Below are 22383 nucleotides of genomic sequence, written 5' to 3' on the forward strand. Positions count from 1 at the left end.
CATTCCGGCAGTATCGTTCACTTTTGAAAGCCTAAACGATACTGCCGAAATGCTTTTCTACTCCCTTCGGTCGGCTTGAACCCCTCACCTTTGATTACATCCAAAGGTGAGGGGTTCAAGCGGAACCGGTATAAAACGGCACGATAAACCCATAAAGCTCCTTTGTGGCTTTTCTGAGTTATTCCTAAAGGCCACCCTGGCGAAAAGTGGTTGTAAATGGGCGCCCGGTGTATCATCCTGCTTGGGACGCAGGGTTTGTGCATCACGTTACGAGGATTCTATGGAGCTAAATGTGGGCGTTGTGGGCGTGGGCGTCATGGGAACATACCACGCTCAAGTATATGCAGGGTTGCCAGGGGTTCATTTGGTGGGTGTGGCCGATCCCGATCCCTTCCGCCAGGCCGCTATCGAGCAGGATTTAGAAATTCCCGCCTGTACCAATCCCGAAGATCTGCTGGGTAAAGTGCAGGCGGTTTCGATTGCTTCCCCCACCTCCTATCACTTCGAACAAGCCCGCATGTTTTTAGAAGCAGGGGTGCATGTGTTGTTGGAAAAACCCATGACCCGCACCATGCAAGAGGCGCGGGAGCTGGTGCGGCTGGCCGAAAAACGCGGGGTGGTCTTGCAGGTGGGGCACATCGTGCGTTTTTACCGGGCTGTGAACGACCTGATGAGCATGGTCAAAACCCCCTGGGTGCTCGAGGCCCGTCGCATAGGCAACAACCGTCGGATACGCGATATTGGGGTGGTACTCGACCTGATGATTCACGACCTGGACCTGGTGCTACTGCTGTTGCGGGAAAAGCCGCTGCGCTACAGCGTGGTGGGCCGGCAGGTGGAGGGGCTGGATGAGTACGCCCAGGCCGTGGTGGACTTCCCCTCAGGGGCCCGGGCGCTGTTTACTGCGAGTCGAATTTCGCCCCAGGCCGAGCGCTCCCTGACCATTACCCAGCCGGGAGAGGTGCTACGACTGGATTTTAATAGTGAGTTCACCGAGCTTTCGTTGCACCGCTCACCACCCGTACAACCCGACCCCGACCGGGTGGAGCCCAACGGGCGTACCCAGGTACAGACTGAGCGCATCGCCATTCACAACGACAACCCCCTACGGCGCCAGCTCAAGCATTTTGTGGACCGGATTCAGAGGGGGGAGCCGACGCTGGTGACCCTCGAGGACGACCTGCAGGCCCTCGAGCTGGCCCTGGAGCTCTCGCATGCCCTCCAGCCCGTAATGGCCAAGTGAAGGGTGGTAGCAGCGGTTCCCGGTAACAATCCGCACAAGGCCACCCGTGGCGTTACCCGGTTTTATCCTGCTCGAGCGGCGGCTGATACCGTTTCCGCTTGAATCCTTCACCGCCATGCGTAGTCAAAGGTGAAGGATTCAAGCCGACCGAAGGGAGTAGGAGTGCATTCCGGCAGTATCGTTTAGACTTTCAAAAGTGAACGATACTGCCGGAATGCGTATTATTCTCTTGATGGGACTGAAGGACAAGAAAAGCCCATATGCTCATGCCCATGACACTGCTCGAACATAAGCCTGCGGGCAACAGCATAACAAACCCCTCCGACCTCCCCTATGCCGTAGGGAAGGCTTTTGGGACAATACAACTTGGGTGGAAATATCTCGTGCGCTCCGGCCAGTTAATACTTAGCTGAATGTTCCAGAAGGATTTCATATGAGGATTCGTACCCTAACTTTGCAATAATCTAGCCAGCTCCACATGCAGCCGATGGGAGCCGCGATGCACCACAAAACGACCCTGGTAGGGTCTTCCTGCCAAGTACAAATCTCCCAGAAAATCCAGAGCCTTGTGCCACACCGGCTCGTGCAACATCCGGGGGGTATTGGCAAAATCGTGCTCGCTAAACACCAGCGCATTGTCCAGAGAGGCCCCTTTGATGAGGCCTTTGGCCCGCATCGCTTCCACCTCACTCAAAAAACCAAAGGTACGGGCCGGGGCAAGCTCTTCAAGCCTGGTGGGGGGGCACTGCACTTGCTGATAGCCAATCTTGGGATGCGTAAAAAGAACCGTTGTGGTGAGTGAGAAGGTCCCGGCTGGCTGGGCCAGTACGTTGCTACGGCCTTCTTCAATTCGGGTAGTTCCACTCAAGGGCTGGGGTTGGGGACCGCTTGCGGGAAAGCCCTGCAAAGCCGCCAGCCATTCCTGTGCGCTGCCATCCAGGATTGGAATCTCCGGGCCTGATACTTCGATCACCAGACCTTCCCAGATACCCCGAATATGGAGTGCTGCCAACAGATGTTCGACCGTCATCAGTCTGAGGCCTTGATGGCCAATGACCGTGCAGCGGGTGGTGTCTACCACTGTAGAAGCCAAAGGGCGAAGCTCGAGCGAACCCACCCGAAAGCGCACTGGGCCATCGGCTGGATGAAACCGTACCGTACCCTGTTCACCACTGTGGAGGCCAATTCCGCGAATCGTCATGGGTGCTTGCTGTTAAAAAGTCGTTTGAGGCTTATTTTTCCGGTTGCGTTCCTTTGAGAAGTTGCCGCAGCGTGCGCTCGGCACCCGCCAACCAGTCCAGTACGGCCAAGCGCCGCCAATGCTTGCGGATGGGCTGGGCAGGAATTCCACTGGCCCAGGTTTCGCCAGGAGGAACATGCTTGGAAATCCCACTACCACCCGTCAGGCGGGCTCCTTTACCTACCCGCACATGGTCGGAAAGCACCACCCAGCCTCCCATCAGCACCCCATCCTCCACCACCGAACTCCCACCGATGGCACTGCTACCCACCATCATCACACCCTTGCCAATCTGTACATTGTGGCCGATGTTGGTAAGATCCCCAATTTTGCTATGTGCCCCGATCCGGGTCTCCCCCACCACACTGCGCTGCACCACGCAGTTGGCTCCCAGTTCCACGCCATCTTCCAACACCACCCTGCCGGTGTGGGGAAGGCGCTGGTGATCCTGAAACCCGAACCCCATGGCACCCAGTACGGTACCGCCCCCTATTCGGCAATCCGCTCCAAGCCTGGTATGGCGGTGGAGCGTTACCCTGGGCTCTAAAACCGTTCGGGGACCAATTTCCACCTCCTCCCCCACGTAGCAGAAAGGGGCAATCACGGCATTTGCCGCAACGCTGGCACCTTTTCGCACCAACACATAGGCGCCAATCGAAGCAGTAGGATCTACGGTAGCCCCAGCTTCGACGGTGGCAGTGGGGTGAATTCCAGCCCTGGCCCAGGTCTCGGGCGCATCAAAAAGGGCCAGAACCGCAGGCCAGGCTTTTTGCATCACCGGGACTCGAATTCGACTCACCGTATCCGGACAAAAGCTGGTTTCGTCCAGCAGCAAGGCGGCCCTGCTCTGCAAGGCTGCCTCGAGAAACTTTGCCTCCCGCACCACCACGAGTTCACCGGCTCGAGCCTCCTCGGGTGGGGCTAGGCGAGCAATTTCTTGGTCAGCGCCCTCGAGGCGACCACCAATCTGACGGGCAATCTCAGAAAGCAGCATGGGGATTTATTGCCTTTGGTACTTGATTCAGGGTCATTTTGAGGCCCCTACAGTACGCCAACAGTCAACTAGCTGCTTCGCTTTACGGCCCTTGACCCTCGAGCCTCGACACACTGACCGCATGGGATAACCCATCAGCGCTTGAGCACGTTGTCCGAAGTGACCAACGCATCCCGCAGCACATGCAGCATGTCCAGTGCCTTGCCGGTACCCAGTGCAACGGCCTCCACTGCATTTTCCGCTACCACCACCGGTACCCCGGTGGCTTCTTGCAGCAGTAAGTCCAGGTTTCGCAGCAGAGCACCCCCGCCCGTGAGCAGGATGCCCCGGTCAATGATGTCGGCTACCAATTCGGGAGGGGTGGTTTCCAGAACGCTCTTCACACCCTGAACAATTTTTTCCAGGGGTTCTTTAAGGGCTTCCACCACGTCCTCGGTGGTCACCTCGATGCTCTTGGGCAGGCCCGAAATCAGGTCGCGTCCGCGCACCTCGGCTACTGCATCTTGTTCCCCAGGGGTACGCTTGGCGGCGCCAATTTTGATCTTGAGTTCCTCGGCCGTGCGCTCCCCAATCAAGAGGTTGTACTTGCCCCGAATGTAGCGGATGATGGATTCATCTAATTCGTTGCCGGCAATACGCAGGCTGGTCGAACGCACGATACCACCCAACGAGATCACTGCAATATCGCTGGAGCCCCCTCCAATATCCACCACCATGCTGCCGGTAGGTTCGGCAATCTTGATACCAGCCCCAATTGCAGCCGCCAGGGGTTCATCAATTAGGTAAGCCCGTTTGGCACCGGCCTCCACAATCGCTTGCACCACCGCCCGGCGTTCGACCTCGGTCACCCCGGAGGGCACCCCCACCATTACCTGGGGCCGAAAAAAGCGCAAGGGGGGCAAAACTTTCTTGATGAAGAGGGTGAGCATCCGCTCGGTCAGGGTGTAATCGGCAATCACGCCATCTTTGAGTGGTCGGGCCGCCACAATGTTGCCCGGCGTACGTCCCAGCATACGGTAGGCTTCGGCCCCCACAGCCTTAACTTCTTTGGTATCGCTGACCATCGCAATAACCGAGGGCTCCCGCAGCACAATACCTTTGCCGCGCATGTAAATCAGCACCGAAGCGGTGCCCAGGTCAATACCCACATCTTCGCCGCGAAACGAGAACATCCCAGCCATAGCGCTTCATTGTACAGGTTTGGATGAGAAGCACAAAGACCAAGCCATAAAGCTTCCGGACAAACGCAGAATCGCGTTCCTGACCAGACCTCGGGGAATAAGCGGACTGGAATCAATTCCAGTCCAACGGTGTAAAAATCTATGGCTAGCGGATGTAGAAGAAGGTCTCGGCTACGTCCCGCACCCTCGAGCCGCTGCGCTCGATATAGATCGAGGTCTGTTGATCCCATCCTGCCGAGCTATAGGTGCCGCGAAAGACGAAGCCCGAGGGATGGGGTGTGTCGGTGTAGATGGCCCGCACGCGCTGGATACCCAGGGGAGGACGCAACTCGTAGCGGAATCCGGGAGGGCCGGAGAGCAGGTGCGTACCCGGATTGAGAAAGACCCGGTCAAACTCGTACGTCACCCCATCTGGGTCAATGCCAACCAGGGTCACGTAGCCGGGGCGGGTTAGGCTGACCACAAAGCGCACACTATCGCCCACCCGGTAGCTGGCGGCCCGCCCACGGTCGGGCTCGAAACGGGTAATGATGGGGTTGAGTTCGAAGCCAAAGCGCAACCCCACCGTCACACCGGGGCGCACCACGGGAAAACAACTGGCGAGGAATAGGGCCACCAAGGCCAGCAAAACCATTTTGCGCATAGCAATCACCTTTCAAATTCTAGCGCACCTATTCGCAAAACCATCCCAGGCTCAAGAAAGCCTAAAACAACGTCAGTTCGAAGTTGTCCAACAAGCTGAAAAAGTTGAGCCGAAGGTTGAAAGCCCGTCAATCAGCCGAACGGCATCGTAAAGTCCACCCCTACCGCCTAGGGGTGGGTAGGCGGGGTTTGTTCCGCACCAGTCCACGCCATCACAGATTGCATGAACGACCTCGGAACCCACCCCTCCTAGCTGGCCGAAGGACAGCCAGTACCTCCCCTACCGCGTAGGGGAGGCTTTAGCGTGAGTCTGCCGTGCCGACAGGCTTATTCTGTTTTTCTATCTCCGAACTGACGCTAAAACAGAGAGCTTTGAGCTACCGGCGCAAAGGTACGGCGGTGTTGGGCGCACGGCCCAAGGTGTTGTAGTGCGCGCAGGTGCGAGGGCGTGCCATAGCCCTTGTGCTGGGCAAAGCCGTAGCCCGGATACCAAAGGTCGAGCTCCTGCATATGCCGGTCTCTGGCCACTTTGGCCAGAATGCTGGCTGCTGCGACGGTAGGGCTGTCGCGGTCGGCTTTGGGCGGACAGCGGAACAGGACGCGGGCCTCGAGAGGAGGGGTGTTGGGGTATTGGGCCTCGAGCGGCCTCTCGAGGTAGGCCCGCCATTCTCGCTCTATACGCAAATAGTCGGTCAGGAGCGCCTGGGGGCGGACGCGGAGTTGCTCGAGGGCCCGCAGAGCGGCCAGGTGGGTGGCCTTGAGAATGCCCAGCCGGTCTATTTCCTCCACTTCCGCAAACCCCGCCCCCCAGGCCAGGGCTGTCGCCTTTATTTGAGGTTCCAGCTCCTCTCGCACCGGGGCGCTCAGGGTTTTGGAATCGTTGAAGGGATACCCGGGCCGGCCCCCCTCGAGGGGCGGCAAAATCACGGCGGCTGCCACCACAGGCCCTGCCAGCGCACCCCGTCCGGCTTCATCTATGCCCGCAACCCTCAAGCCAAGCTGCCACCAGGCCGCTTCCAAGACCGGTCTCACCGCCCCAGCCTACCAAGCCAGGCTTTCGTCGCCCCAACACTACCAGCGTTACGGTAGCTACAAGCCGATTGACGAAACGGCCCCAAAGCCCGATTCTTTGGGGAATGGAAGGCACGGAGGTACTGATTGTAGGTGCGGGCCTGGCCGGTCTGGCAGCCGGGCGGGACTTGTCCCGAGCGGGGCTCTCCGCTCACATTCTAGACAAGTCTCGAGGGGTTTCGGGCCGGGCTGCGACCCGGGTGCTCGAGCTCGATGGCAAAGTGGTGCGCGTGGACCACGGCGCCCAGTATTTCACCGCCAAGAACGACCAGTTGCGCATCCTGATTCCCGATCTGGTACAGCTTGGCCTGGTGCGGGAGTGGACCCAGGGTTTTCCGATTCTGAATACACAGGGCATCAAGTCACGCACCGCCGGGCATCCCCGCTACATCTGTCCCGACGGCATGAGCACCCTGGGCAAGGTATTTTTGCAAGGGCTGGAGTCCAAAGACCAACCGCTGGCGCTGGAAACCCACGCGCTGGTGACCGGTCTGTACAAAAGCGAGTCGGATGCAGGCTGGAAGGTGCTGCTGGAGGATGGTCGGGTTCGTGCAGGCCGGGTGTTGGTGCTGAACATGCCCGCCCCCCAAGCCCTCAAGCTGGCCAGTGAATTTCTCAAGCCCGAGGTGCGGATGGCCCTCGAGGCCGTGCGCTATGCCCCCTGCTGGGCAGCCGTACTGGTTCTCGAGCATATGCCCTACCTGGACTGGGTTGGGCTGGAAATTGAGCACCCGGTGCTGGCCTGGGCCGCCCTCGACCACACCAAGCGGGCTGTACAAGACCCCCCGGTGCTGGTGCTGCATGCCTCGGCGGCCTGGAGCCAGGAGAACCTCGAGCTCTCCCCAGCCGAGGCCCTGGGTAAGATGATTGGAGCTGCCCAGGAACTTTTTGGTGACTGGGTGGGGCAGTGCCGCACCGCCATGGCCCATCGCTGGCGCTATGCCCTGCCCACCCAGACCCACCCCTGGCCGTATCTGGCCCAGGATGACCTAATTTTCTGCGGTGACTGGTGCGTCGGCCCCCGGATCGAAGGCGCACTCGAGAGCGGCTGGGCCACCGCCGAATACCTGATCGAGTACCTCAAACCCTAGCAGGGTTAGCTACCCCCAGCACTCGCCCCCAAGAATCCCGTGCATAAATCCTCGAGCCTCAATCACTTAACTTTGATGAGGGAGAACGCCAATACTCCACCGACACAAGCGATTTTCCCACCTGCACCCTATCCGATTCCTTGGCAAGCTATGCGTAGGAATAACAGGGTTTTTGCATGATATTGCACCTTATGCGTGGTTTTGCAAAACGCTGCCCTAAAACTTTACCCGGTTAAGTGCTAGGCTAGAGACAATAGGGCATGGGCTGAGAAATACCCGTGAACAACCCCATCAACAAAGCGCCCTCAGTAATGGTAGATTGTTCTAATCTCTCTCACTATGCCGCCTCGCCGTAAACTCGACCCTTACGCCACAATAGAGGTTGCCGACCCCCTCGAGGGCATGCGTATTCGCCTCACCCTCTGGCTGCTCCCGCTGGGAGCTGTTGCCGCCCTGACAGCCTGGGGTTTGTCGGTGGTATCGGGCAAGCTGTCGCTTCCCGATCAGTTTCTGCTGCTGCCGATGACCTTGGTTTTTTTGCTTCTGGAAGCCTACCTCTTGCGCAATCCCCAGAACATTCGCTGGGTCTGGCAAATCGCCCTGGGCACGATCGCGGTCTACGAAATTTTCAGCCTCTACTACGAGGCCGCCTACAAGCTGTACCAGCGTGATGGCATCACCCCCGCCGTCTTGTGGTTTCCAATGGTCTATCTGATGGCCTTCAACCTGCTCAGCCGAAGGCAAGCCCTGCGGTTCTCCCTGACCTACCTGGTTTTGGGATTGATGGCCGGAACCATCGGCCTCCTTTCCAGCCCGTCCCTCAACGTGTCCTCTGTCAACACCGCGCTTCAGTTCACCCTCTCCAACATCGTCTATCTAAGCTTGCTCTACCTCTTCGCCTATCTGCGCCGTCACTATGCCCAGATGCACCAGATGGCCCATACCGATGCCCTCACCAGCCTGACCAACCGACGGGCCATGCAGATTAAGCTCGACAATGAACTGGATCGGGCCCGTCGCTACAACCGTCCCTTTGTCGTTCTGCTGGCCGACCTCGACCACTTCAAACGGGTCAACGACACCTACGGGCATTCGGTGGGCGATCAGGTTCTGCGCGAGGCTGCCGGACGGCTGCAACAACATCTGCGTGAAAGCGACAGCCTGGCCCGCTGGGGAGGCGAGGAGTTCCTGATTTTGGCTCCCGAGACCGACCTTCATCAGGCCCACCACCTGGCCCAGCGCCTGCTCGAGGCCATCCGCGAAACCCCCATGTCGGGCGTGCAGGTCACCCTCAGCCTGGGGGTGGCCTGCTACCGCCAGGGCGATACGGTTGCGGCCCTTTTGAGCCGCGCCGACGAGGCCATGTACCGGGCCAAGGCCGCTGGGCGCAACCAGGTGGTACTCGAGGAGCAACTCGAAGACGTCATCATCCCGGCGCACACCACCATGCCGGATATGCAGGGATGATATCAAGCCAGGTAAGTACCCCACGGGAAGCTTTGCCCCTGGCCCAGTGCGACAAACAGTGTTTTCCTGTTTGAAAAACCTATTTACGCTTCCTGCGGGGCCCCAGGATACGGCACAATCAGTGGTAGGGCACTCAACAGCAACCCGGCCATCAAACCCAAACCCCGAAGAGGTATCGCCCAGAAGTTGCAGCCGATAGACTGAGGGCATGCAACTCGACCACCTCACCCCCGCCCAACTGCGTGACTCCCACGGCTACAGCAGCAAATGGCACTTTTACCCCGAAGATGTGTTGCCGATGTGGGTGGCCGACATGGACTTTCCCATCTGTCCGGCCATCTCCCAGGCCATCGCGGAGCGGCTCCAGGAGCGGGTGGGCTACCCACAGATGCGGGGGGACGAGCAGCTATTGCATCGGATTATCGAGCAACAAAGCAAGCACGGACTCACCCACCTAGCCCCCGAGAACCTGTTGCTCACCACTTCGGTGGTACCCGCTATCTACGCCAGCGTGCTGGCCTTGAGCAGCCCTGGGGATGAGGTGATTACCCAGGTGCCGGTCTACCATCCTTTTCTGAACGTACTGGCCGAGCACCACCGCATTGCCAAGCACAACCCTTTACGCCGCACTCCGGACGGCTGGGAGATAGATTTTGAGCAGCTCGAGCGCCTGATAACCCCCCGCACCCGGCTGCTGATGCTGTGCAACCCGCAGAACCCCACCGGGCGGGTCTTCCGGCGGGACGAACTGGAAAAACTGGCCGACTTTGCCCTGCGCCACCGGCTTTGGGTGATGTCGGATGAACTCTGGGCCGAGCTAATTTACGAAGGAACGCACATCCCCATCGCTTCGCTTGGCTCCGAGATTGCCCAGCGCACCGTCACCCTGACCGGGCCCTGCAAAACCTACAACACCGCCGGGCTGGGGGGTGGCGTCGCCATCAGCCACAACAAGCAGATTCTGGCCGCAATGGCAGCGGTGAGCAAAGGTCTGGGCGGCCACCCCAACGTGCTCTCGATGACGGCCTGGCGGGCCGCCCTCGAGCACGGTCAGGACTGGCTTCAGGAGGTACGGGCCTACCTGAAGGGCAACCGCGACTTCATCACCTCATTTATGCGGCAACACCTGCCCCAGGTAGGCTACCTGCCCCCTGAGGGTACTTACCTGGCCTGGCTCGATTTCAGCGCGACGCCCTTTGGCAAAAAAGCCCACCAGGTCATGCTCGAGCAGGCCAAGGTGGGCCTCAACGACGGCAAAATTTTTGGGCCGCAGTTCGAGGGCTGGCTGCGCCTGAACTTTGCCACCAGCCGGAACCTTTTGCAAGAAGCGCTCGAGCGCATTACGCGGGTGACCCAGGCCATAGATTGAGTCCAGCGCAACGAATCCATTGTGCTACTCATGCAGGAAGGGTGGGTTTAGGCTACCATTAGAAAAGGGTGAGCTACCTACTCGAGTGGTACAACTTTATCTTCGCGCTACCCCTGGCGGTGGGGCTTTTGCTCAGTGTGGGCATCGTATTTAGCGGCCTGGGGGCCTCTGGAGAGGCCGATCAAAGCGCCGAAGCAGGCCAGGAAACCCCCGACCCGGCCCACCAGGGCGACGGCCACACCCATCCCAGCTCGTTGCTGGGAACCTTGGGGGGCTGGTTTGGGTTCGGAAAAGGGGCCTCGCTGACCCTGCTCCTACCCATCCTGCTGGCAACCTGGGGCCTGGTGGGGCTGCTGGTCAACACCGCCCTGGGCCCCTGGCTGCCCCCGGCTGTTTTCTTCCCCATCGCGGCAGTGCTGGGCCTGCTGGGGGCCGGGCTGGTGGGCAATGGGGTGGCCTCGGTGGTACAGAGCCTGGTGCGCTCTCGGGGCCGTAACGTGCGCCAACAAGACCTGGTGGGGTGCGGTGGACGGGCCGCTTTTCGCATAGATGCCCACGGCGGAGCCGCCAACGTCCGCGACAAAACCGGCAATATTCACCGGGTGGTCTGCAAAACCCTGCCAGGGGAAGCCCCCATCGAAACCGGCAGGGAGATTCTGGTTGTGGATTTTGACCCCAAGCAGGGCACCTATTATGTGCAAGCCCACCCCTTCCCGGAGGAAATCCCGGCCCGCTCCTAGCTACCCCGTAACCCTGAATAGGCCCTTGTAGCCCTTCTTCCTAAAGACCCAGCGCTTCTTGAGAGCCGTTGCGGAGGACACATGCTGAGCACGATTTTGGTTCTGGTCTCGTTGGTACTGATTGGCCTGAGCTTGTTTGGCGGCGAATTCATTCGCGGTTGGTCGGGCATCAACAGCGCAGTGAGTGGTGTTTTGGGCCTGGTGATGCTCTCGGCGGGGCTCCTGGCCTGGCTGATCCAGCAGTTTTACATCAAGCCCTCGGCCAACCTGGCCTATGTAATGACCGGCCTGGGGGGGCGGCGGGTTCTGATTGACCGTGGCGGCTTCTTCTTTCCCATTCTGCAGCGCTACGTGCCGGTCAGCCTGGAAACCATGAAGCTCGAGGTCGAGCGCAAAGGCCCCGACGCCCTGATCACCAAGGACAACCTGCGCCTGGATGTAAAGGCCGAGTTCTACATCAAGGTCGAGCCCAAAGAGGACTCGGTGGTGAATGCCAGCCGCAGCCTGGGCGAAAAATCGGTCACGCCCCAGGCGGTCTCGAGCCTGGTCTTCGAGAAGCTGGTCTCGGCGCTGCGCTCGGTCGCGGCGACACAAGACCTGGTAGAAATTCACTCCCAGCGCGACCAGTTCGCCATCTCGGTACAGCAGTTGGTGCGCTCCGATCTGGAGCCTAACGGTCTGACGTTGGAATCGGTGACGATCTCCTCGCTCGACCAGACCAGCCAGGAACTGCTCTCCGATACCAACATCTTCGACGCCCAGGGCAAGCGCAAGATTACCGAAATTACCCAGTCGGCCCTGGTGGAGCGCAACCGCCTCGAGCAGGAAGCCAAACGGGCCATCACCCTCAAAAACGTGGAAACCCGCAAGGAAATCCTCGAGCTCGAGCGCACCCAGGCCGAGGCCGAGGCCACCCAACAGGCCGAAGTCGCCAAGGTCTCGACCGCCAAGCAGCGCGAGGCCGACACCTACCGCATCGAGCAGGAGCGTCTGACCCGCGAGGCCGAGATTCTGCGCGAACAGGCTGTGCAGGCCGCGGCCATCGAGCGTGACAAACTGCTGCTGCTAAAAGAACAGGAGAAGCAAACCACCGACGTGGAACGCGAGAAGGCCGTCACGCTGGCCGAGCGCGAACGCGAGATCGCCATCACCGAGGCCGAGCGCCGTCGGGCCGAGGCTGAAAAGCAGGCTCTGGAGGCCCAGGCCGAACGCGAAAAGGCCAACCAGCAAGTCCTCACAGTGCAGCAACTGGCCCAGGCCGAACGCGAGGCCCAGACCAAACTCATCACCGCCAAGCAGGCCATCGAGCAAGAGCGCATCCGCAAACAGACCGACGCCGAGGTAGCGGCTTTTGCCGAGGTGAAGAAAGCCGAAGCCACCAAAACTGCCGCCCAGCTCGAGGCCGAAGCGGCCATCACCAAGGCCAAGGCCGAGGCCGAAGCCCAGGAGCTCATCGCCAAGGGCCTCACCGCCAACAAGATGGTTGAAGTGGATGTGGAACGCGAGAGGGTAAACGTGGAGCAGGCCCGCGTAGAGGTCGAGCGGCAAGCCCTGGAAAACCGCCAAACCTACAGCGCGGCGGCCCTCGAGTTCGAGCTACAAAAGCTCAAAGTCCAGGCCGCCCGCGACGTTCAGGCCGAGATGGCCCGCAGCATCGGCAACTTTATGAGCAAGGGCAACATGAACATCTACGGCGACCCCACCACCTTGGCCAAGATGACCGAGCAGTACACCCAGGGGCTGGGCGTGGGCCAGTTGCTCGACGGCCTGAGCCAGGGCTCCAACGGCAAAGCCGACGAGCTCCTCCAGCAGATGTTCGCCCTCCTGCAACAAATGGCCAACAAGGACACCGCGACCGATAAAAACCCGGTCAAAGAGAGCTGAGAAACGGAGGGGAGAAGCAACAAACGGCCATGAGGGCCTGTAAGGCCTGAGTTTTTACCCCTGGCTATCTCTTCAGAATCTCCCGCCCCACCATCACGTACTCCTCCCAAGCCCGCTGCGCCCTGGGATCGGGCACGTTGTGTACCACGGTTCCGGCCAGCACCGCTTTTTCGTAGGCAGCCAGGCGATGGATGACATTCTTGAAGTGGGGAATTTTGTGGGCCTTGAGGTAGCCCAAGGTGCGCAGCGCATCCAGCGAAGGAAAGGGCGGCACCAGCGTGACCAGGGCCTTGAGCGGGAGGCCTCTTAACTCCTTCGCAAACTGCTCCAGGCTCACCAACGAGAGCATTCCGGGTGAGGTGGGAACCACCACCAGATCGGCCTTGTCGGCGTACTCGCGCAGGGTTTTGCCCTTGGGATGCCCCGCGGTGTCAATCACCACGTGCTCAAAGCGTTTGGGCCTGGCCCCCTCGGGGCTGGCCACCTCGAAGGGCAGCCCCGCCCCCTGCCGCGCCCACACCAAAGCCCCCTCTGCCGGGTCGGCATCCACCAGCAGGGTGGGGCCGCGCAGTTGCAAAAAAGCCGCAAGGTGAATGGCCGTGGTGGTCTTGCCCACCCCGCCCTTGAGCGATGTCACCAGAATGCGCATGGCTGGCCTTAGTCTAATACCAGCTCGTGTGTAAACGACCTATGCGGCGCCCCTTGTTTACTGCACGCCCAAAGGACTTTTTCAAAACATGAATTGCGCAATGCGCAGATGGGTTGGAATGGGTTTCGGATGCGCTATGGGTCAACCATGTCTTTGTTGCCAAACAAAAAGCGCATCATGTCGGGAAAACGCCGCGCCCAGTGAGCTTCGTTGTGCACACCTTCCTTATCTTCTACATAGAGGTAGTTGTGGCCCGGCTGCCAGCCTTTTTGCAAGAGCAAGCGGTGCATGCGCCGCACCCCTTCCAGATAGCGGCGGCTGCTCACGTGCGAGAGGGTGAGTTCGCGGAAGCCCACATCCATGTAGAGCCTGCCGGGCACCTGAGGCGCTTTTTCCACAAAGCTGTAGATGGCCCCATCGGCGAACCAGAACGCGGGACTTACCACCCCAGCTTTGCCAAAGACCTCGGGGTGAAAGTAGTAGGCGCTCAGGCTGATGAAGCCGCCCATCGAAGAGCCCATCACGCCGGTGTGCTCGCGGCCCGGCAGGGTGCGAAACTCATCGTCTATAAAGGGCTTAACGGTCTCGATTAGGAATTTGAGGTATTTTTCGCCCTTGCCACCGCCGTGCTTGGGGTCGCGGAAGGGGCTGTATTCGTTGAGGCGTTCCACCCCCATGTTGGGAACGCCCACCACAATAGCTTCTATCCCCTCTCGAGCCAGCATTTCCATGCTCTCGTCCACCTGCCACTCACCCACATAGCTGGTGGCCTCGTCGAAGATGTTCTGTCCATCGTGCATATACAGCACCGGGTAGTGGCGGCTGCTCTTGCGGTAGGAAGGCGGCAGGTAGACCAGGATATCGCGCTTGTTGCCCAGTTGTGGGCTGTGCAAGTCCTCGTACACCAGCACCTCCCCCACCACCGTGTGGCCGGGGCCGGTGGGATGCGGTTTCCATACTTGTGCCTGAGCGGAATAGCCCATTGGCGTATTGTACGGGCTTACCGCCAAAAGTCGAGCCCGTGCAAACAGGCTTGTCCAAGGGGCTACCCAGATATGCCGACGGATAGCTATTTTCCAACCCTTCCTGACCGCGATATTTTACTCAGAACTTGCAGTTATACAAAACCGTGCGAGAGGTGGAACTTATGCAAAAAGAATCCGTCACTCCGGTGCGTAGTGGGCGAGGAATCTGCTAGGGTGCGGTCAAGGGAATTGCCTGTTTCCGTGACGTATCAGATTCCTCCTTCGTCGGAATGACAGATGTTCAGTGTTTGGAGTTTGAGGATTCCTGCAGGGAATTCTTAGTGCTCCGGTAGTTTAATTCCTGGGATGGATCTGGCTCCCTTAATATCTGGGTGCTGCTTTGAGCGCTTCATTTTGGGAACTTCACCGTATATCTATCTGTAACTTACCAAACCACTTAGGTGCAAGTTTTGAGTTAACAAACTCTTTAGCGAGGGGGTTTTTGTCAGATGATTCCACATTGCGCGGCCGCCCTTTATCCACACTTGGCCTATGAAAGCCTGGATCTTTTGCGCAGCGGTGTGGCTAGGTAGTCTGGCATGGGGCAGTGTTTGCTCCAGCACCTTTTATCCCACCGAGGCCGATCTGCGCTGGCGTTACCGCAACCTGGGAGACAACCAAGTCTATACCCAGTCGTTCACGCGAACCGGTGCGGACTCTCTCCTCGAGCAACGGCGCTACACCGACCGCACCGAAACCACCCAGTGGACCTGTACACCCGAGGGGCTGCGTATTCTGCCCGAGGGCGAGATTTCCTTTCCGGGCGGTAGCATGCGCTTTACCAAGCTCACCGGCGTTATTATTCCCAAGAGCGAAACCTGGAAGGTGGGGGGACGCTGGGTTTACCGCTACGAGCTTAAAGGCCGGGTTGCGGTGTTTGACCTCTCCGGCTTCCTCGAGGTCGAAAACCGCATTGTTACCAGGGAAACCATCACCGTAGCAGCCGGCCAGTTCGAGGCCCTTCGGGTCGAGGCCGTATTCCGAGGCGAGTTTGGCATCGGCCTTAGCGGCAAGGCCACCTACTGGTTTGCCGAGGGGGTGGGGGTGGTCAAGCAGGTCAGCGAGAGCAATTTTGGCGGGCAGAGCAGTGAACTTATAGCATTTGGGCGATAAAGTTACGCCAAGGTAGATTGGCAAAACCAGCGGAATCGGCAAGGCGTACCTGACGCAATTCCCCACTGATCTTTGGGGATCGGATCTTGCATTTCAACTATGGAGACACTTAACCATTTGTTCTCATGCCGAACCCGCCAGAGACTCCGTAAGCAGGAGTTCACTCGAGGCCCCGATCAACTCTCGAGCCAGATCTTCCAGGCCGATCCAAGTGCCCTGTGGAATTGCTCCGGCTTTGTGTTTGAGTCGCCCGAAGGTATCCTGGCTGACTGGCGAAAGATGGTTGCCTGGCTGGCTTTGCCAGCAGTCAATGGCCCATACGATTTTCAGGGCTTGCTCCATATAGCCGACCTGCTCGAGCAAATTGGCATAGGCCAGCAACGCACTGGCCAGACGAGCCGGAACCCCCAGCTCTAAAAAAAGCGACAAGGCCTCGATATAGCGTACCTGAGCCAGGGCGTAGTTTTTTTGTTGCAAATAGATTCCCCCTAGGTTGTGCAGCGAGTTGGCGATACCCTGGTGGTCGTTGATTTTGCGCTTGAGCATCAGGCTTTCTTCCTGAGCGGCAATTCGCTCTTCGGCAGAGCCGTGAAAATGCCCGGCATTGGCAATGGCGTAGGCCATTCCCTGGATATCGCCTACCTGCCGCTTGACCTCGAGGCTTTGTAAAAACAATTCTTTGGCTTCGGCGTCCTGACCCAGATAGGCCTGCACAATGGCTAGGTCGTTGAGCGAGGTTCCCACCCCCCACAAATCCCCCGCGGCCTTGCGCAGTTGCAGGCTTTCGTCTAGCAGATGCTGGGCCTCATGCTGCTGTCCCATTTCGCGGGCAATGACCCCCAACAGGTGCAGTGCCGCAGCCGTACCCTGTACGTCTGCGATCTTACGAAATAGCTGGAGGCTCTCTTGTAGTTGTTGCTTGCTCTGTTCTACCCTACCCAATTCCTTGTTGAGCGAAGCCAGAGCCCGCAAGCCCGAAGCCTGGGTCTGTGTGGATAGCGCCGTCCCCTGCAAAAATTCTTGGAGCCATCCCACCCCTTCGGCAAACAGCCCCCGCACATAAAAAAACCACTCGAGCGCCACCATCAGCCGCAAACCTCCCTCGGCATCGCCCCTCTGCTGGAAGGTATTCAAAGCCACCCGGAGGTTGTCGAGCTCGATGGCTACCCGCTCCAACCCTTCCGCTTGCTGGGCCCCTTTGAGTTCGGGCGCCATGGCCTCGGCAAAATCTAAATAAAACGCGGCATGGGCTTGTTGGGCGCTGGCATGTATCTCTGGCATCTCGGAGAGCTTGGCCAGGGCAAACTGGCGCAACAACTCGTGCATCTGGTAGCGCCCCTCGCGTTGTAGATCGCGCTTAAGCAACGACAGGCTAATCAGCGAAAGCAGCGACGAAACCGAAGCCCCCGCCACCGCTTGGGCGGCCTTGCGGTCAAAGCCTCCCCGAAACAGCGCTAGCTTGGCTAGGATCATCTGCTGGGCAGGCTCCAGAAAAGCCCAGGACGAGCTAAAAGCCGCCTCGAGGCTATGGTGCCGCTGGGGGCGATTAAGGCCTATTTCGGGCAGGCTCAAAAAACCCTGGTTAAGCCTTATCTCGCGGGCAATCTCGCTGAGCGGCAACACCTTTACCCAGGCCGCTGCCAATTCCAGTCCCAAGGGCATTCCCTCTACCAGGCTGCATATATGCTGAGCGGCTCTTAGCTCTGGCTCCCCTAGTTGCAGGGTTGGCTCGACCCGCCGCGCAGCCTGCAACAAAAGCCGCATGGCTCCCGAGGTCATCGGCTTGGTTTCGTCTAGAACGAGATTCAAGCCCTCCAACTCGTAAACCCACTCCTCGGGCAAGCGCAAGCGCTCCCTCGAGGTAGTCAGGATGGTCAGGCCGGGCAGGGTCAACAAGCGGGATAGAAACTCCACCCCCTCCAACAGGTGTTCCAGATTGTCGAGCACCAGCAGCATCTCCCGCTGCGCAAAATGCAGCTTTAGGGCTTCGACCTCGTCGCCCCTGGGCTTGAGGCCCACTTCCTGGGCCAGTCGCATGGCCAACCCGGCCCCATCGGCCAGCGAGGCCAGCGAAAGGAACCGCACCCCATCACGGTACAGATGCTCCACTTCCAGCGCGACCTGGCTCACCAGATGGGTCTTGCCCATGCCGCCCTGCCCCACCACACTAACCAGTCGGCGCTCTCGCAACAGGCGTTTGAGTGCCATCACTTCACGGTCGCGGCCAATCAGGCTGCTGCTGGGCCGGGGCAAGGCTGGGGGAATTTCTGGTGCCAGGCCCTCGTAGCGCTGGGCATAGTCGGGCATCAGGGCATAGCCCTCACTACCAGGAATCAGGGCTTTGGCTCGGCGCAAATCCTGCACGATCTGCACCATGCGACCCGGCAGACCTTCGGACTTTTGCCACAACCAAGCAATAAATTCTTCCGGCGCTTCCCAATGCAGTTGGGTACGTGCAAAAACCCTGGTTGCACCGAGGGAGAACGGGGTTAGGACAACGTGCTCACGCGGCATCGAACCCAGCCAGGCTTCGGCCCTGGCCTCTGGTGTGCCCGCCAGCACCAGCCCCATCACCGGGCCTTCGCCAGCCTGGATCAAGCGTTGCAGGGCGTTTAGGCTGGCCGCATCCAGTAGTTCCAGCCGATCCACACACCAGACCACCCCTTGCGCAACCTCGGATAGTTTTTTGAGAAGCCCCGGCCAATCCCCTGCGATGGCTTGTTCGCTTTCCTCCAGACCCAGCCCATCCAACAAAGCCCCAAAGGGATGGGTGGCGTAGGCGCGCCGCCCCACCAGTTGCACGACAGCATAGCCCAGCAACTTGGCGGCCTGGCTCACCTCGCGCAAGAATCCGCTGTGGCCCGCCTTCTCCGGCCCTACCACCAGCAGGGCGGCCCGGCGCAACTGGGGCAGCGCTTGCAGGAAGCGGTGGGCAGTCTGGCTGGCTGCCTCCCGCTCCAGCAGCCGCCCCGATGCCCCTTCCTGCAGGGTTTGCGAGTCCGCCAGACGACCCCGGCCCGCCCTTTTTGCTGCATACAGGCTGAGGTCGGCCCGTTCAAACATGCCCTGAGGGTCTTCCTCGCCGGGCCTTGCGGAAGCCAGGCCAATGCTCACCGAGACCGACAGCGGCGGTTCCCCGGCAAAGGGCTGGTTTTTGATCAGGGCCAGCAAGCGTTCGGCCAGCCCTGCCGCCTGCTCTTGGTTGGTTTGCGGTAAGACCAGCACAAACTCGTCGCCGCCATAGCGAAACAGCAAATCCGAACCGCGCACCAGCTCGCCCACCCGGCCCACAAACTCGAGCAAAATCTGGTCACCTCGAGTATGACCAAACACATCGTTGATGCTCTTGAAGTGATCTAGGTCGAGAATTAGCAGCGAAGTATGTTGGCCCAACTCGCTGGCAGTTGCCAGAATTGCCCGCATCTCTTCCTCGAAACCCTGCCGTGACCGCACCCCCGTCAGAGGATCGGTTCGATGTAGCCCCCGCTCCATGTCTCCAGAATAGGCGATGTGAGGCTTGGTAAGTGGTTATTGGAACAACTGTTCACCTAAGTAGCCCGCATATATCTCGAGTGGTGAGACCATCGGCAGCCACTCATAGTACGGCTCAAACAACACGAGGCTAAGGCAGGTTCTCAAGGTCGGCCAAATCCTTAAGCCGTCTGCTGGCTTGCTTGTTGCGCTTGAGGTCGCCAAGCGAAATTAGGTTGACCTTCACTCCATCTATCTCCGCGATGACCCTGCGACTGTAGCAGTCAGAGAACTCTACACCGTCAATTCTGGTCATGACCTCGAGGCGATAAGGCTCCACCCCCATCCGCAGAATCAGCTTTTCATTTTGGAACAATTCAGGTGTGAGCTCCGGCGAGTCAAAACCAAACGCCCGCATCACCTCAACCATTCGCTTGGCATTTGCCGGATTGACCGCGATCCAAAAATTCATGTCGCCTGTGTAGCGCGGGTAACCGTAGTACCCGACCGCGTACCCGCCAATCAAGAGGTACTCCACCTCATGCTCGTTCAGCAACTTCAAAAACTCTTTGTAATCGCTCGAAAGCTGCATCGCCATGGTTGAGCCGCCGCAAAAACTCGATGTGATGAATGCGCTCGAGCGGGGTTTTGCCCCACCACTCGAGGCGGTCTTGAATTTCCATTTCCTCGAAGCTCGAGAATACCTGAAGTTTGCGCTCGAGCTTTGGCTTCATGCCATCAGTCTAGCAGAGGGCTTATGGCCCAAAAAAACCTGGGCGGGCCTTTACTAAATCCCCAAACCGCCTACGCGCTGTTTCTCCACCGGCGTCCCGGTCAGGCCGTTGAAGGCATCCACCTCTTCCAAGAAGCGGTGGAACAGGTAGATGGAGTCGTGGGGGCCGGGGCAGGCCTCGGGGTGGTACTGCACGCTAAACACCGGGTAGCGCAGGTGGGCCATGCCCTCGAGCGTCCCATCGTTCAGGTTGATGTGGGTGGGCTTGAAGTCCTTGAGGGTGTCGGGGTCTACCGCGTAGCCGTGGTTCTGGCTGGTGATCTCGATCTTGCCGGTGAGCAGGTTCTTGACCGGGTGGTTGGCCCCCCGGTGCCCAAACTTGAGCTTGAAGGTGCGCCCGCCCGCGGCCAGGCCCAGGAGCTGGTGGCCCAGGCAGATGCCAAAGGTGGGCAAGAGGCCCATCAGCTTCCAGAGGGTCTCGTGGGCGTAGCGGGGCATGCTGGGGTCGCCGGGGCCGTTGGAGACGAACAGGCCGTGGGGCTCCAGGGCCATGATCTGCGCGGGGCTGGTTTTGCCCGGCACCACGATCAGCTCGAAGCCCATCTCGGCCATGTAGCGCATCTGGGCGTGCTTGATGCCGAAGTCCATCACCACCACCCGGCGCTGTCCCTTGAAGGTGGGGAATTGGTAGGGCAGGGGGGTGGAGACCTCGGGGGTCATGTCGCGCCCGTCAATGTCGGTCCATTTGCGGGCTTCCTCGCGCAGGGCCGCGATGTCCTCGGGGGTGAAGCGGTAGCTGGGCGAGCCGAAGTGGGTGGCGTGAGCAATTACGCCTTTCATCACCCCGCCCTCGCGGATTTTGCGCACCAGGGCGCGGGTGTCAATGCCCTCGAGGCCCATCACCCCGGTGTCGCGCATAAACTCTTCCAGGCTCTGCTGGGCACGGGGGCCGGCGGTGTACTTGCTGAACTCCCGTGCCACGAAACCGCGCACCCAGGGGCGGTTGGACTCCATGTCGAACACATTCACGCCGTAGTTGCCCTGGTGGGGGTAGGTCATGACCACAATCTGCCCGTTGTAGCTGGGGTCGGTCAGGATCTCCTGATAGCCGGTCTGAGCAGTGTTGAACACCACCTCGCCCACGTTCTTACCGCGGTGTCCGAAGGCGTAGCCGTGGTAGGTGGTGCCATCTTCCAGAACCAAAACTGCGCGTTCTCTCATGCCAGCGCCTCACTTCCCAAGCGAACAATATACACGTTTTTTGCAAATCTATGCAATCTTCGCCCTCGAGCGCCCTACCACAGATTTTTCCTCGTCGTGGCAATTAGCCCAGCAGGCGCTCGAGCCGCTCGGGCAGGGTTTTCTCGTTGACGAAGGTAAAGCCCCACTGGCGGTTTAGCTCGTCCAGCACGGTCTCGGGCACACCCAGCAGCAGGTACATCACCTGCCTGGCGGGAATGCGTAGGTCGGCGGCAATGCGCTGGTGGCGCTCGAGGTTCTCCTCGTAGCCGCCGGTTTTACACTCCAGCAGCAAGAAGAGCTGCGGGGTGCGCAACAACAGATCTACCTCGAAGCGGTCGCCGTTGGGATAGAGCAGCACCGGGTTCAGGAGCAGGTCGTGGGGGATGTTGCGCCGCCGTAGGGTGAGCTGCACCACCTGGCGGGCGTAGCGCTCGAGCCAGCCCCCCGTGATTAGGCTGCGGGTCTTGCCATCGTCGGCCAGGCGGCCATAAATGCGGCGCTGCTTGGGGCTGTAGGTGTAGCTTTTGAGCAGGCCCCCCTCCTTGAGCAGGGTGCACAACTGGGTGTTTGCGCCAATGTCCTGCTGGCTGAGCGAGGCCAGCGAGTACTGAAACTCGCCGTTGTCCTTGTGGGTGGCGGCCTTGAGCTTCTGGTAGAGGCCCTCGAGCGAGCCGTAGCGCTCACCCAGGAAACTGCTCACCCGCTCGAAGATTTTTTCCTCGGCCTCGGTCAGGCCATTGTGGGCGGGCTGTAGCCCCAGTCCCACCTCCTGCACATACTCGGAGATACGCAGCGAGGGCCGCCGGGCCTCCGAGGCCCGTTGCTTTTCCGGGCTTCCGCCCCCGCGCCGCAGCAGCCGTACTTCATCCAGAATGGTGCGCGCGGTCTGGAGAATGGTCTGCTCGACCAGGCTGGCGCTGGGGTGAATCTCCAGGGCCAGGGTCTGCAGGGCGTTGGAGGCCCCCGGTATCTCCGGCAGGGCCTCGTGGGCCAGCAGGGTGCGGGCCAGGTAGAGCTCGAGTTCGTCCTGTAAACGCTCGCGGCACTCCTCAAAGGTGCGCCCCCGCACCATCACACCGGCCAGCCCCGGCACGCTGGCCTCGATAAACCCACCCTCGCTTGGTTTGTAGCGGGCCTGCCGCAGCGCCGCCGAGAGGTATTCGGTAATCAATCCCATACCTTCCGATTCTATAGGTTGGCCCAGGTGCGCCGAGCAGCACAAACCCTA

The 22383-nt window shown here is 59.8% G+C and carries 19 protein-coding genes; 7 read left to right on the top strand and 12 right to left on the bottom strand.

All coding sequences use genetic code 11. From position 1 onward, the window contains the following. Positions 1–280 precede the first annotated feature (280 nt). Positions 281–1243, top strand: a complete 963-nt coding sequence (locus WKI89_RS14065) for a Gfo/Idh/MocA family oxidoreductase (protein WP_337870657.1) — start codon at positions 281–283, stop codon at positions 1241–1243. Positions 1244–1691: 448 nt separating this feature from the next. Here WKI89_RS14065 and WKI89_RS14070 read toward each other — a convergent pair whose 3' ends face one another. The 5 genes from WKI89_RS14070 to WKI89_RS14090 form a co-directional block, all read right to left on the bottom strand. After that, a complete protein-coding gene (locus tag WKI89_RS14070) occupies positions 1692–2444 on the bottom strand; it encodes a UDP-3-O-acyl-N-acetylglucosamine deacetylase (protein WP_337870660.1) in 753 nt (250 codons plus the stop codon). Positions 2445–2475: 31 nt separating this feature from the next. Continuing rightward, positions 2476–3477: a UDP-3-O-(3-hydroxymyristoyl)glucosamine N-acyltransferase gene (locus tag WKI89_RS14075; RefSeq protein ID WP_337870662.1), complete on the bottom strand. Its 1002-nt coding sequence runs from the start codon at positions 3475–3477 to the stop codon at positions 2476–2478. 134 nt (positions 3478–3611) lie between these two features. Then, positions 3612–4658 (bottom strand): rod shape-determining protein, encoded by a 1047-nt coding sequence (locus WKI89_RS14080; RefSeq protein ID WP_337870664.1) that lies wholly within the window; start codon positions 4656–4658, stop codon positions 3612–3614. 145 nt (positions 4659–4803) lie between these two features. Next, positions 4804–5301 carry a DUF4384 domain-containing protein gene (locus WKI89_RS14085; RefSeq protein ID WP_337870666.1) on the bottom strand — a complete coding sequence of 166 codons (498 nt, stop codon included), beginning with the start codon at positions 5299–5301 and terminating at the stop codon, positions 4804–4806. 356 nt (positions 5302–5657) lie between these two features. Further along, positions 5658–6332: a ribonuclease HII gene (locus WKI89_RS14090; protein ID WP_337870668.1), complete on the bottom strand. Its 675-nt coding sequence runs from the start codon at positions 6330–6332 to the stop codon at positions 5658–5660. 104 nt (positions 6333–6436) lie between these two features. Here WKI89_RS14090 and WKI89_RS14095 point away from each other — a divergent pair, with 104 nt between their 5' ends. From WKI89_RS14095 to WKI89_RS14115, 5 genes are all read left to right on the top strand, one after another. Beyond that, positions 6437–7462, top strand: coding sequence for an NAD(P)-binding protein (locus WKI89_RS14095; RefSeq protein WP_337870669.1), 1026 nt, complete (start codon positions 6437–6439; stop codon positions 7460–7462). Between the two features lie 339 nt (positions 7463–7801). Beyond that, on the top strand, positions 7802–8929 hold the full coding sequence (locus tag WKI89_RS14100) for a diguanylate cyclase (protein ID WP_337870671.1): 1128 nt from the start codon (positions 7802–7804) through the stop codon (positions 8927–8929). A 208-nt stretch (positions 8930–9137) separates the two neighbouring features. Beyond that, positions 9138–10298 carry a PatB family C-S lyase gene (locus tag WKI89_RS14105; RefSeq protein ID WP_337870673.1) on the top strand — a complete coding sequence of 387 codons (1161 nt, stop codon included), beginning with the start codon at positions 9138–9140 and terminating at the stop codon, positions 10296–10298. Positions 10299–10366: 68 nt separating this feature from the next. Then, on the top strand, positions 10367–11038 hold the full coding sequence (locus tag WKI89_RS14110) for a hypothetical protein (RefSeq protein ID WP_337870674.1): 672 nt from the start codon (positions 10367–10369) through the stop codon (positions 11036–11038). A gap of 81 nt (positions 11039–11119) precedes the next feature. Next, the gene (locus WKI89_RS14115; protein WP_337870675.1) at positions 11120–12922 is read left to right on the top strand and encodes an SPFH domain-containing protein; all 1803 of its coding nucleotides are present in this window, start codon (positions 11120–11122) and stop codon (positions 12920–12922) included. Positions 12923–12986: 64 nt separating this feature from the next. On the opposite strand, the gene WKI89_RS14120 is transcribed toward WKI89_RS14115, so the two are convergent. Both WKI89_RS14120 and WKI89_RS14125 read right to left on the bottom strand, forming a co-directional pair. Next, on the bottom strand, positions 12987–13571 hold the full coding sequence (locus WKI89_RS14120; RefSeq protein ID WP_337870676.1) for a ParA family protein: 585 nt from the start codon (positions 13569–13571) through the stop codon (positions 12987–12989). A 134-nt stretch (positions 13572–13705) separates the two neighbouring features. Beyond that, positions 13706–14554 carry an alpha/beta hydrolase-fold protein gene (locus WKI89_RS14125; RefSeq protein WP_337870677.1) on the bottom strand — a complete coding sequence of 283 codons (849 nt, stop codon included), beginning with the start codon at positions 14552–14554 and terminating at the stop codon, positions 13706–13708. Between the two features lie 534 nt (positions 14555–15088). On the opposite strand from WKI89_RS14125, the gene WKI89_RS14130 reads away from it, so the two are divergent. After that, positions 15089–15709 carry a hypothetical protein gene (locus WKI89_RS14130; RefSeq protein WP_337870678.1) on the top strand — a complete coding sequence of 207 codons (621 nt, stop codon included), beginning with the start codon at positions 15089–15091 and terminating at the stop codon, positions 15707–15709. Positions 15710–15832: 123 nt separating this feature from the next. On the opposite strand, the gene WKI89_RS14135 is transcribed toward WKI89_RS14130, so the two are convergent. The 5 genes from WKI89_RS14135 to WKI89_RS14155 form a co-directional block, all read right to left on the bottom strand. Continuing rightward, positions 15833–19201, bottom strand: coding sequence for a diguanylate cyclase (locus WKI89_RS14135; protein ID WP_337870680.1), 3369 nt, complete (start codon positions 19199–19201; stop codon positions 15833–15835). 130 nt (positions 19202–19331) lie between these two features. Further along, complete coding sequence (locus WKI89_RS14140) at positions 19332–19742, bottom strand: hypothetical protein (protein WP_337870682.1); 411 nt, start codon at positions 19740–19742, stop codon at positions 19332–19334. Further along, positions 19720–19914, bottom strand: a complete 195-nt coding sequence (locus tag WKI89_RS14145; protein ID WP_337870684.1) for a hypothetical protein — start codon at positions 19912–19914, stop codon at positions 19720–19722. The genes WKI89_RS14140 and WKI89_RS14145 overlap by 23 nt, the downstream gene beginning before the upstream one ends. A gap of 53 nt (positions 19915–19967) precedes the next feature. Then, a complete protein-coding gene (gene carA / locus WKI89_RS14150) occupies positions 19968–21134 on the bottom strand; it encodes a glutamine-hydrolyzing carbamoyl-phosphate synthase small subunit (RefSeq protein ID WP_337870686.1) in 1167 nt (388 codons plus the stop codon). Between the two features lie 103 nt (positions 21135–21237). After that, the gene (locus tag WKI89_RS14155) at positions 21238–22332 is read right to left on the bottom strand and encodes a type II toxin-antitoxin system HicB family antitoxin (protein ID WP_337870688.1); all 1095 of its coding nucleotides are present in this window, start codon (positions 22330–22332) and stop codon (positions 21238–21240) included. Positions 22333–22383 lie beyond the last annotated feature (51 nt).

Source organism: Meiothermus sp. (assembly GCF_037443965.1).
Taxonomy (GTDB): domain Bacteria; phylum Deinococcota; class Deinococci; order Deinococcales; family Thermaceae; genus Meiothermus.

What these genes read in the sequence shown, in the direction of transcription:
- WKI89_RS14085 (WP_337870666.1), bottom strand. Translation starts at nt 5,301, where the DNA reads ATGCGCAAAATGGTTTTGCTGGCCTTGGTGGCCCTATTCCTCGCCAGT.
- WKI89_RS14115 (WP_337870675.1), top strand. Translation starts at nt 11,120, where the DNA reads ATGCTGAGCACGATTTTGGTTCTGGTCTCGTTGGTACTGATTGGCCTG.
- WKI89_RS14095 (WP_337870669.1), top strand. Translation starts at nt 6,437, where the DNA reads ATGGAAGGCACGGAGGTACTGATTGTAGGTGCGGGCCTGGCCGGTCTG.
- WKI89_RS14080 (WP_337870664.1), bottom strand. Translation starts at nt 4,658, where the DNA reads ATGGCTGGGATGTTCTCGTTTCGCGGCGAAGATGTGGGTATTGACCTG.
- WKI89_RS14135 (WP_337870680.1), bottom strand. Translation starts at nt 19,201, where the DNA reads ATGGAGCGGGGGCTACATCGAACCGATCCTCTGACGGGGGTGCGGTCA.
- WKI89_RS14100 (WP_337870671.1), top strand. Translation starts at nt 7,802, where the DNA reads ATGCCGCCTCGCCGTAAACTCGACCCTTACGCCACAATAGAGGTTGCC.
- WKI89_RS14075 (WP_337870662.1), bottom strand. Translation starts at nt 3,477, where the DNA reads ATGCTGCTTTCTGAGATTGCCCGTCAGATTGGTGGTCGCCTCGAGGGC.
- WKI89_RS14145 (WP_337870684.1), bottom strand. Translation starts at nt 19,914, where the DNA reads ATGAAGCCAAAGCTCGAGCGCAAACTTCAGGTATTCTCGAGCTTCGAG.
- carA (WP_337870686.1), bottom strand. Translation starts at nt 21,134, where the DNA reads ATGAGAGAACGCGCAGTTTTGGTTCTGGAAGATGGCACCACCTACCAC.
- WKI89_RS14155 (WP_337870688.1), bottom strand. Translation starts at nt 22,332, where the DNA reads ATGGGATTGATTACCGAATACCTCTCGGCGGCGCTGCGGCAGGCCCGC.
- WKI89_RS14065 (WP_337870657.1), top strand. Translation starts at nt 281, where the DNA reads ATGGAGCTAAATGTGGGCGTTGTGGGCGTGGGCGTCATGGGAACATAC.
- WKI89_RS14105 (WP_337870673.1), top strand. Translation starts at nt 9,138, where the DNA reads ATGCAACTCGACCACCTCACCCCCGCCCAACTGCGTGACTCCCACGGC.
- WKI89_RS14130 (WP_337870678.1), top strand. Translation starts at nt 15,089, where the DNA reads ATGAAAGCCTGGATCTTTTGCGCAGCGGTGTGGCTAGGTAGTCTGGCA.
- WKI89_RS14120 (WP_337870676.1), bottom strand. Translation starts at nt 13,571, where the DNA reads ATGCGCATTCTGGTGACATCGCTCAAGGGCGGGGTGGGCAAGACCACC.
- WKI89_RS14070 (WP_337870660.1), bottom strand. Translation starts at nt 2,444, where the DNA reads ATGACGATTCGCGGAATTGGCCTCCACAGTGGTGAACAGGGTACGGTA.
- WKI89_RS14125 (WP_337870677.1), bottom strand. Translation starts at nt 14,554, where the DNA reads ATGGGCTATTCCGCTCAGGCACAAGTATGGAAACCGCATCCCACCGGC.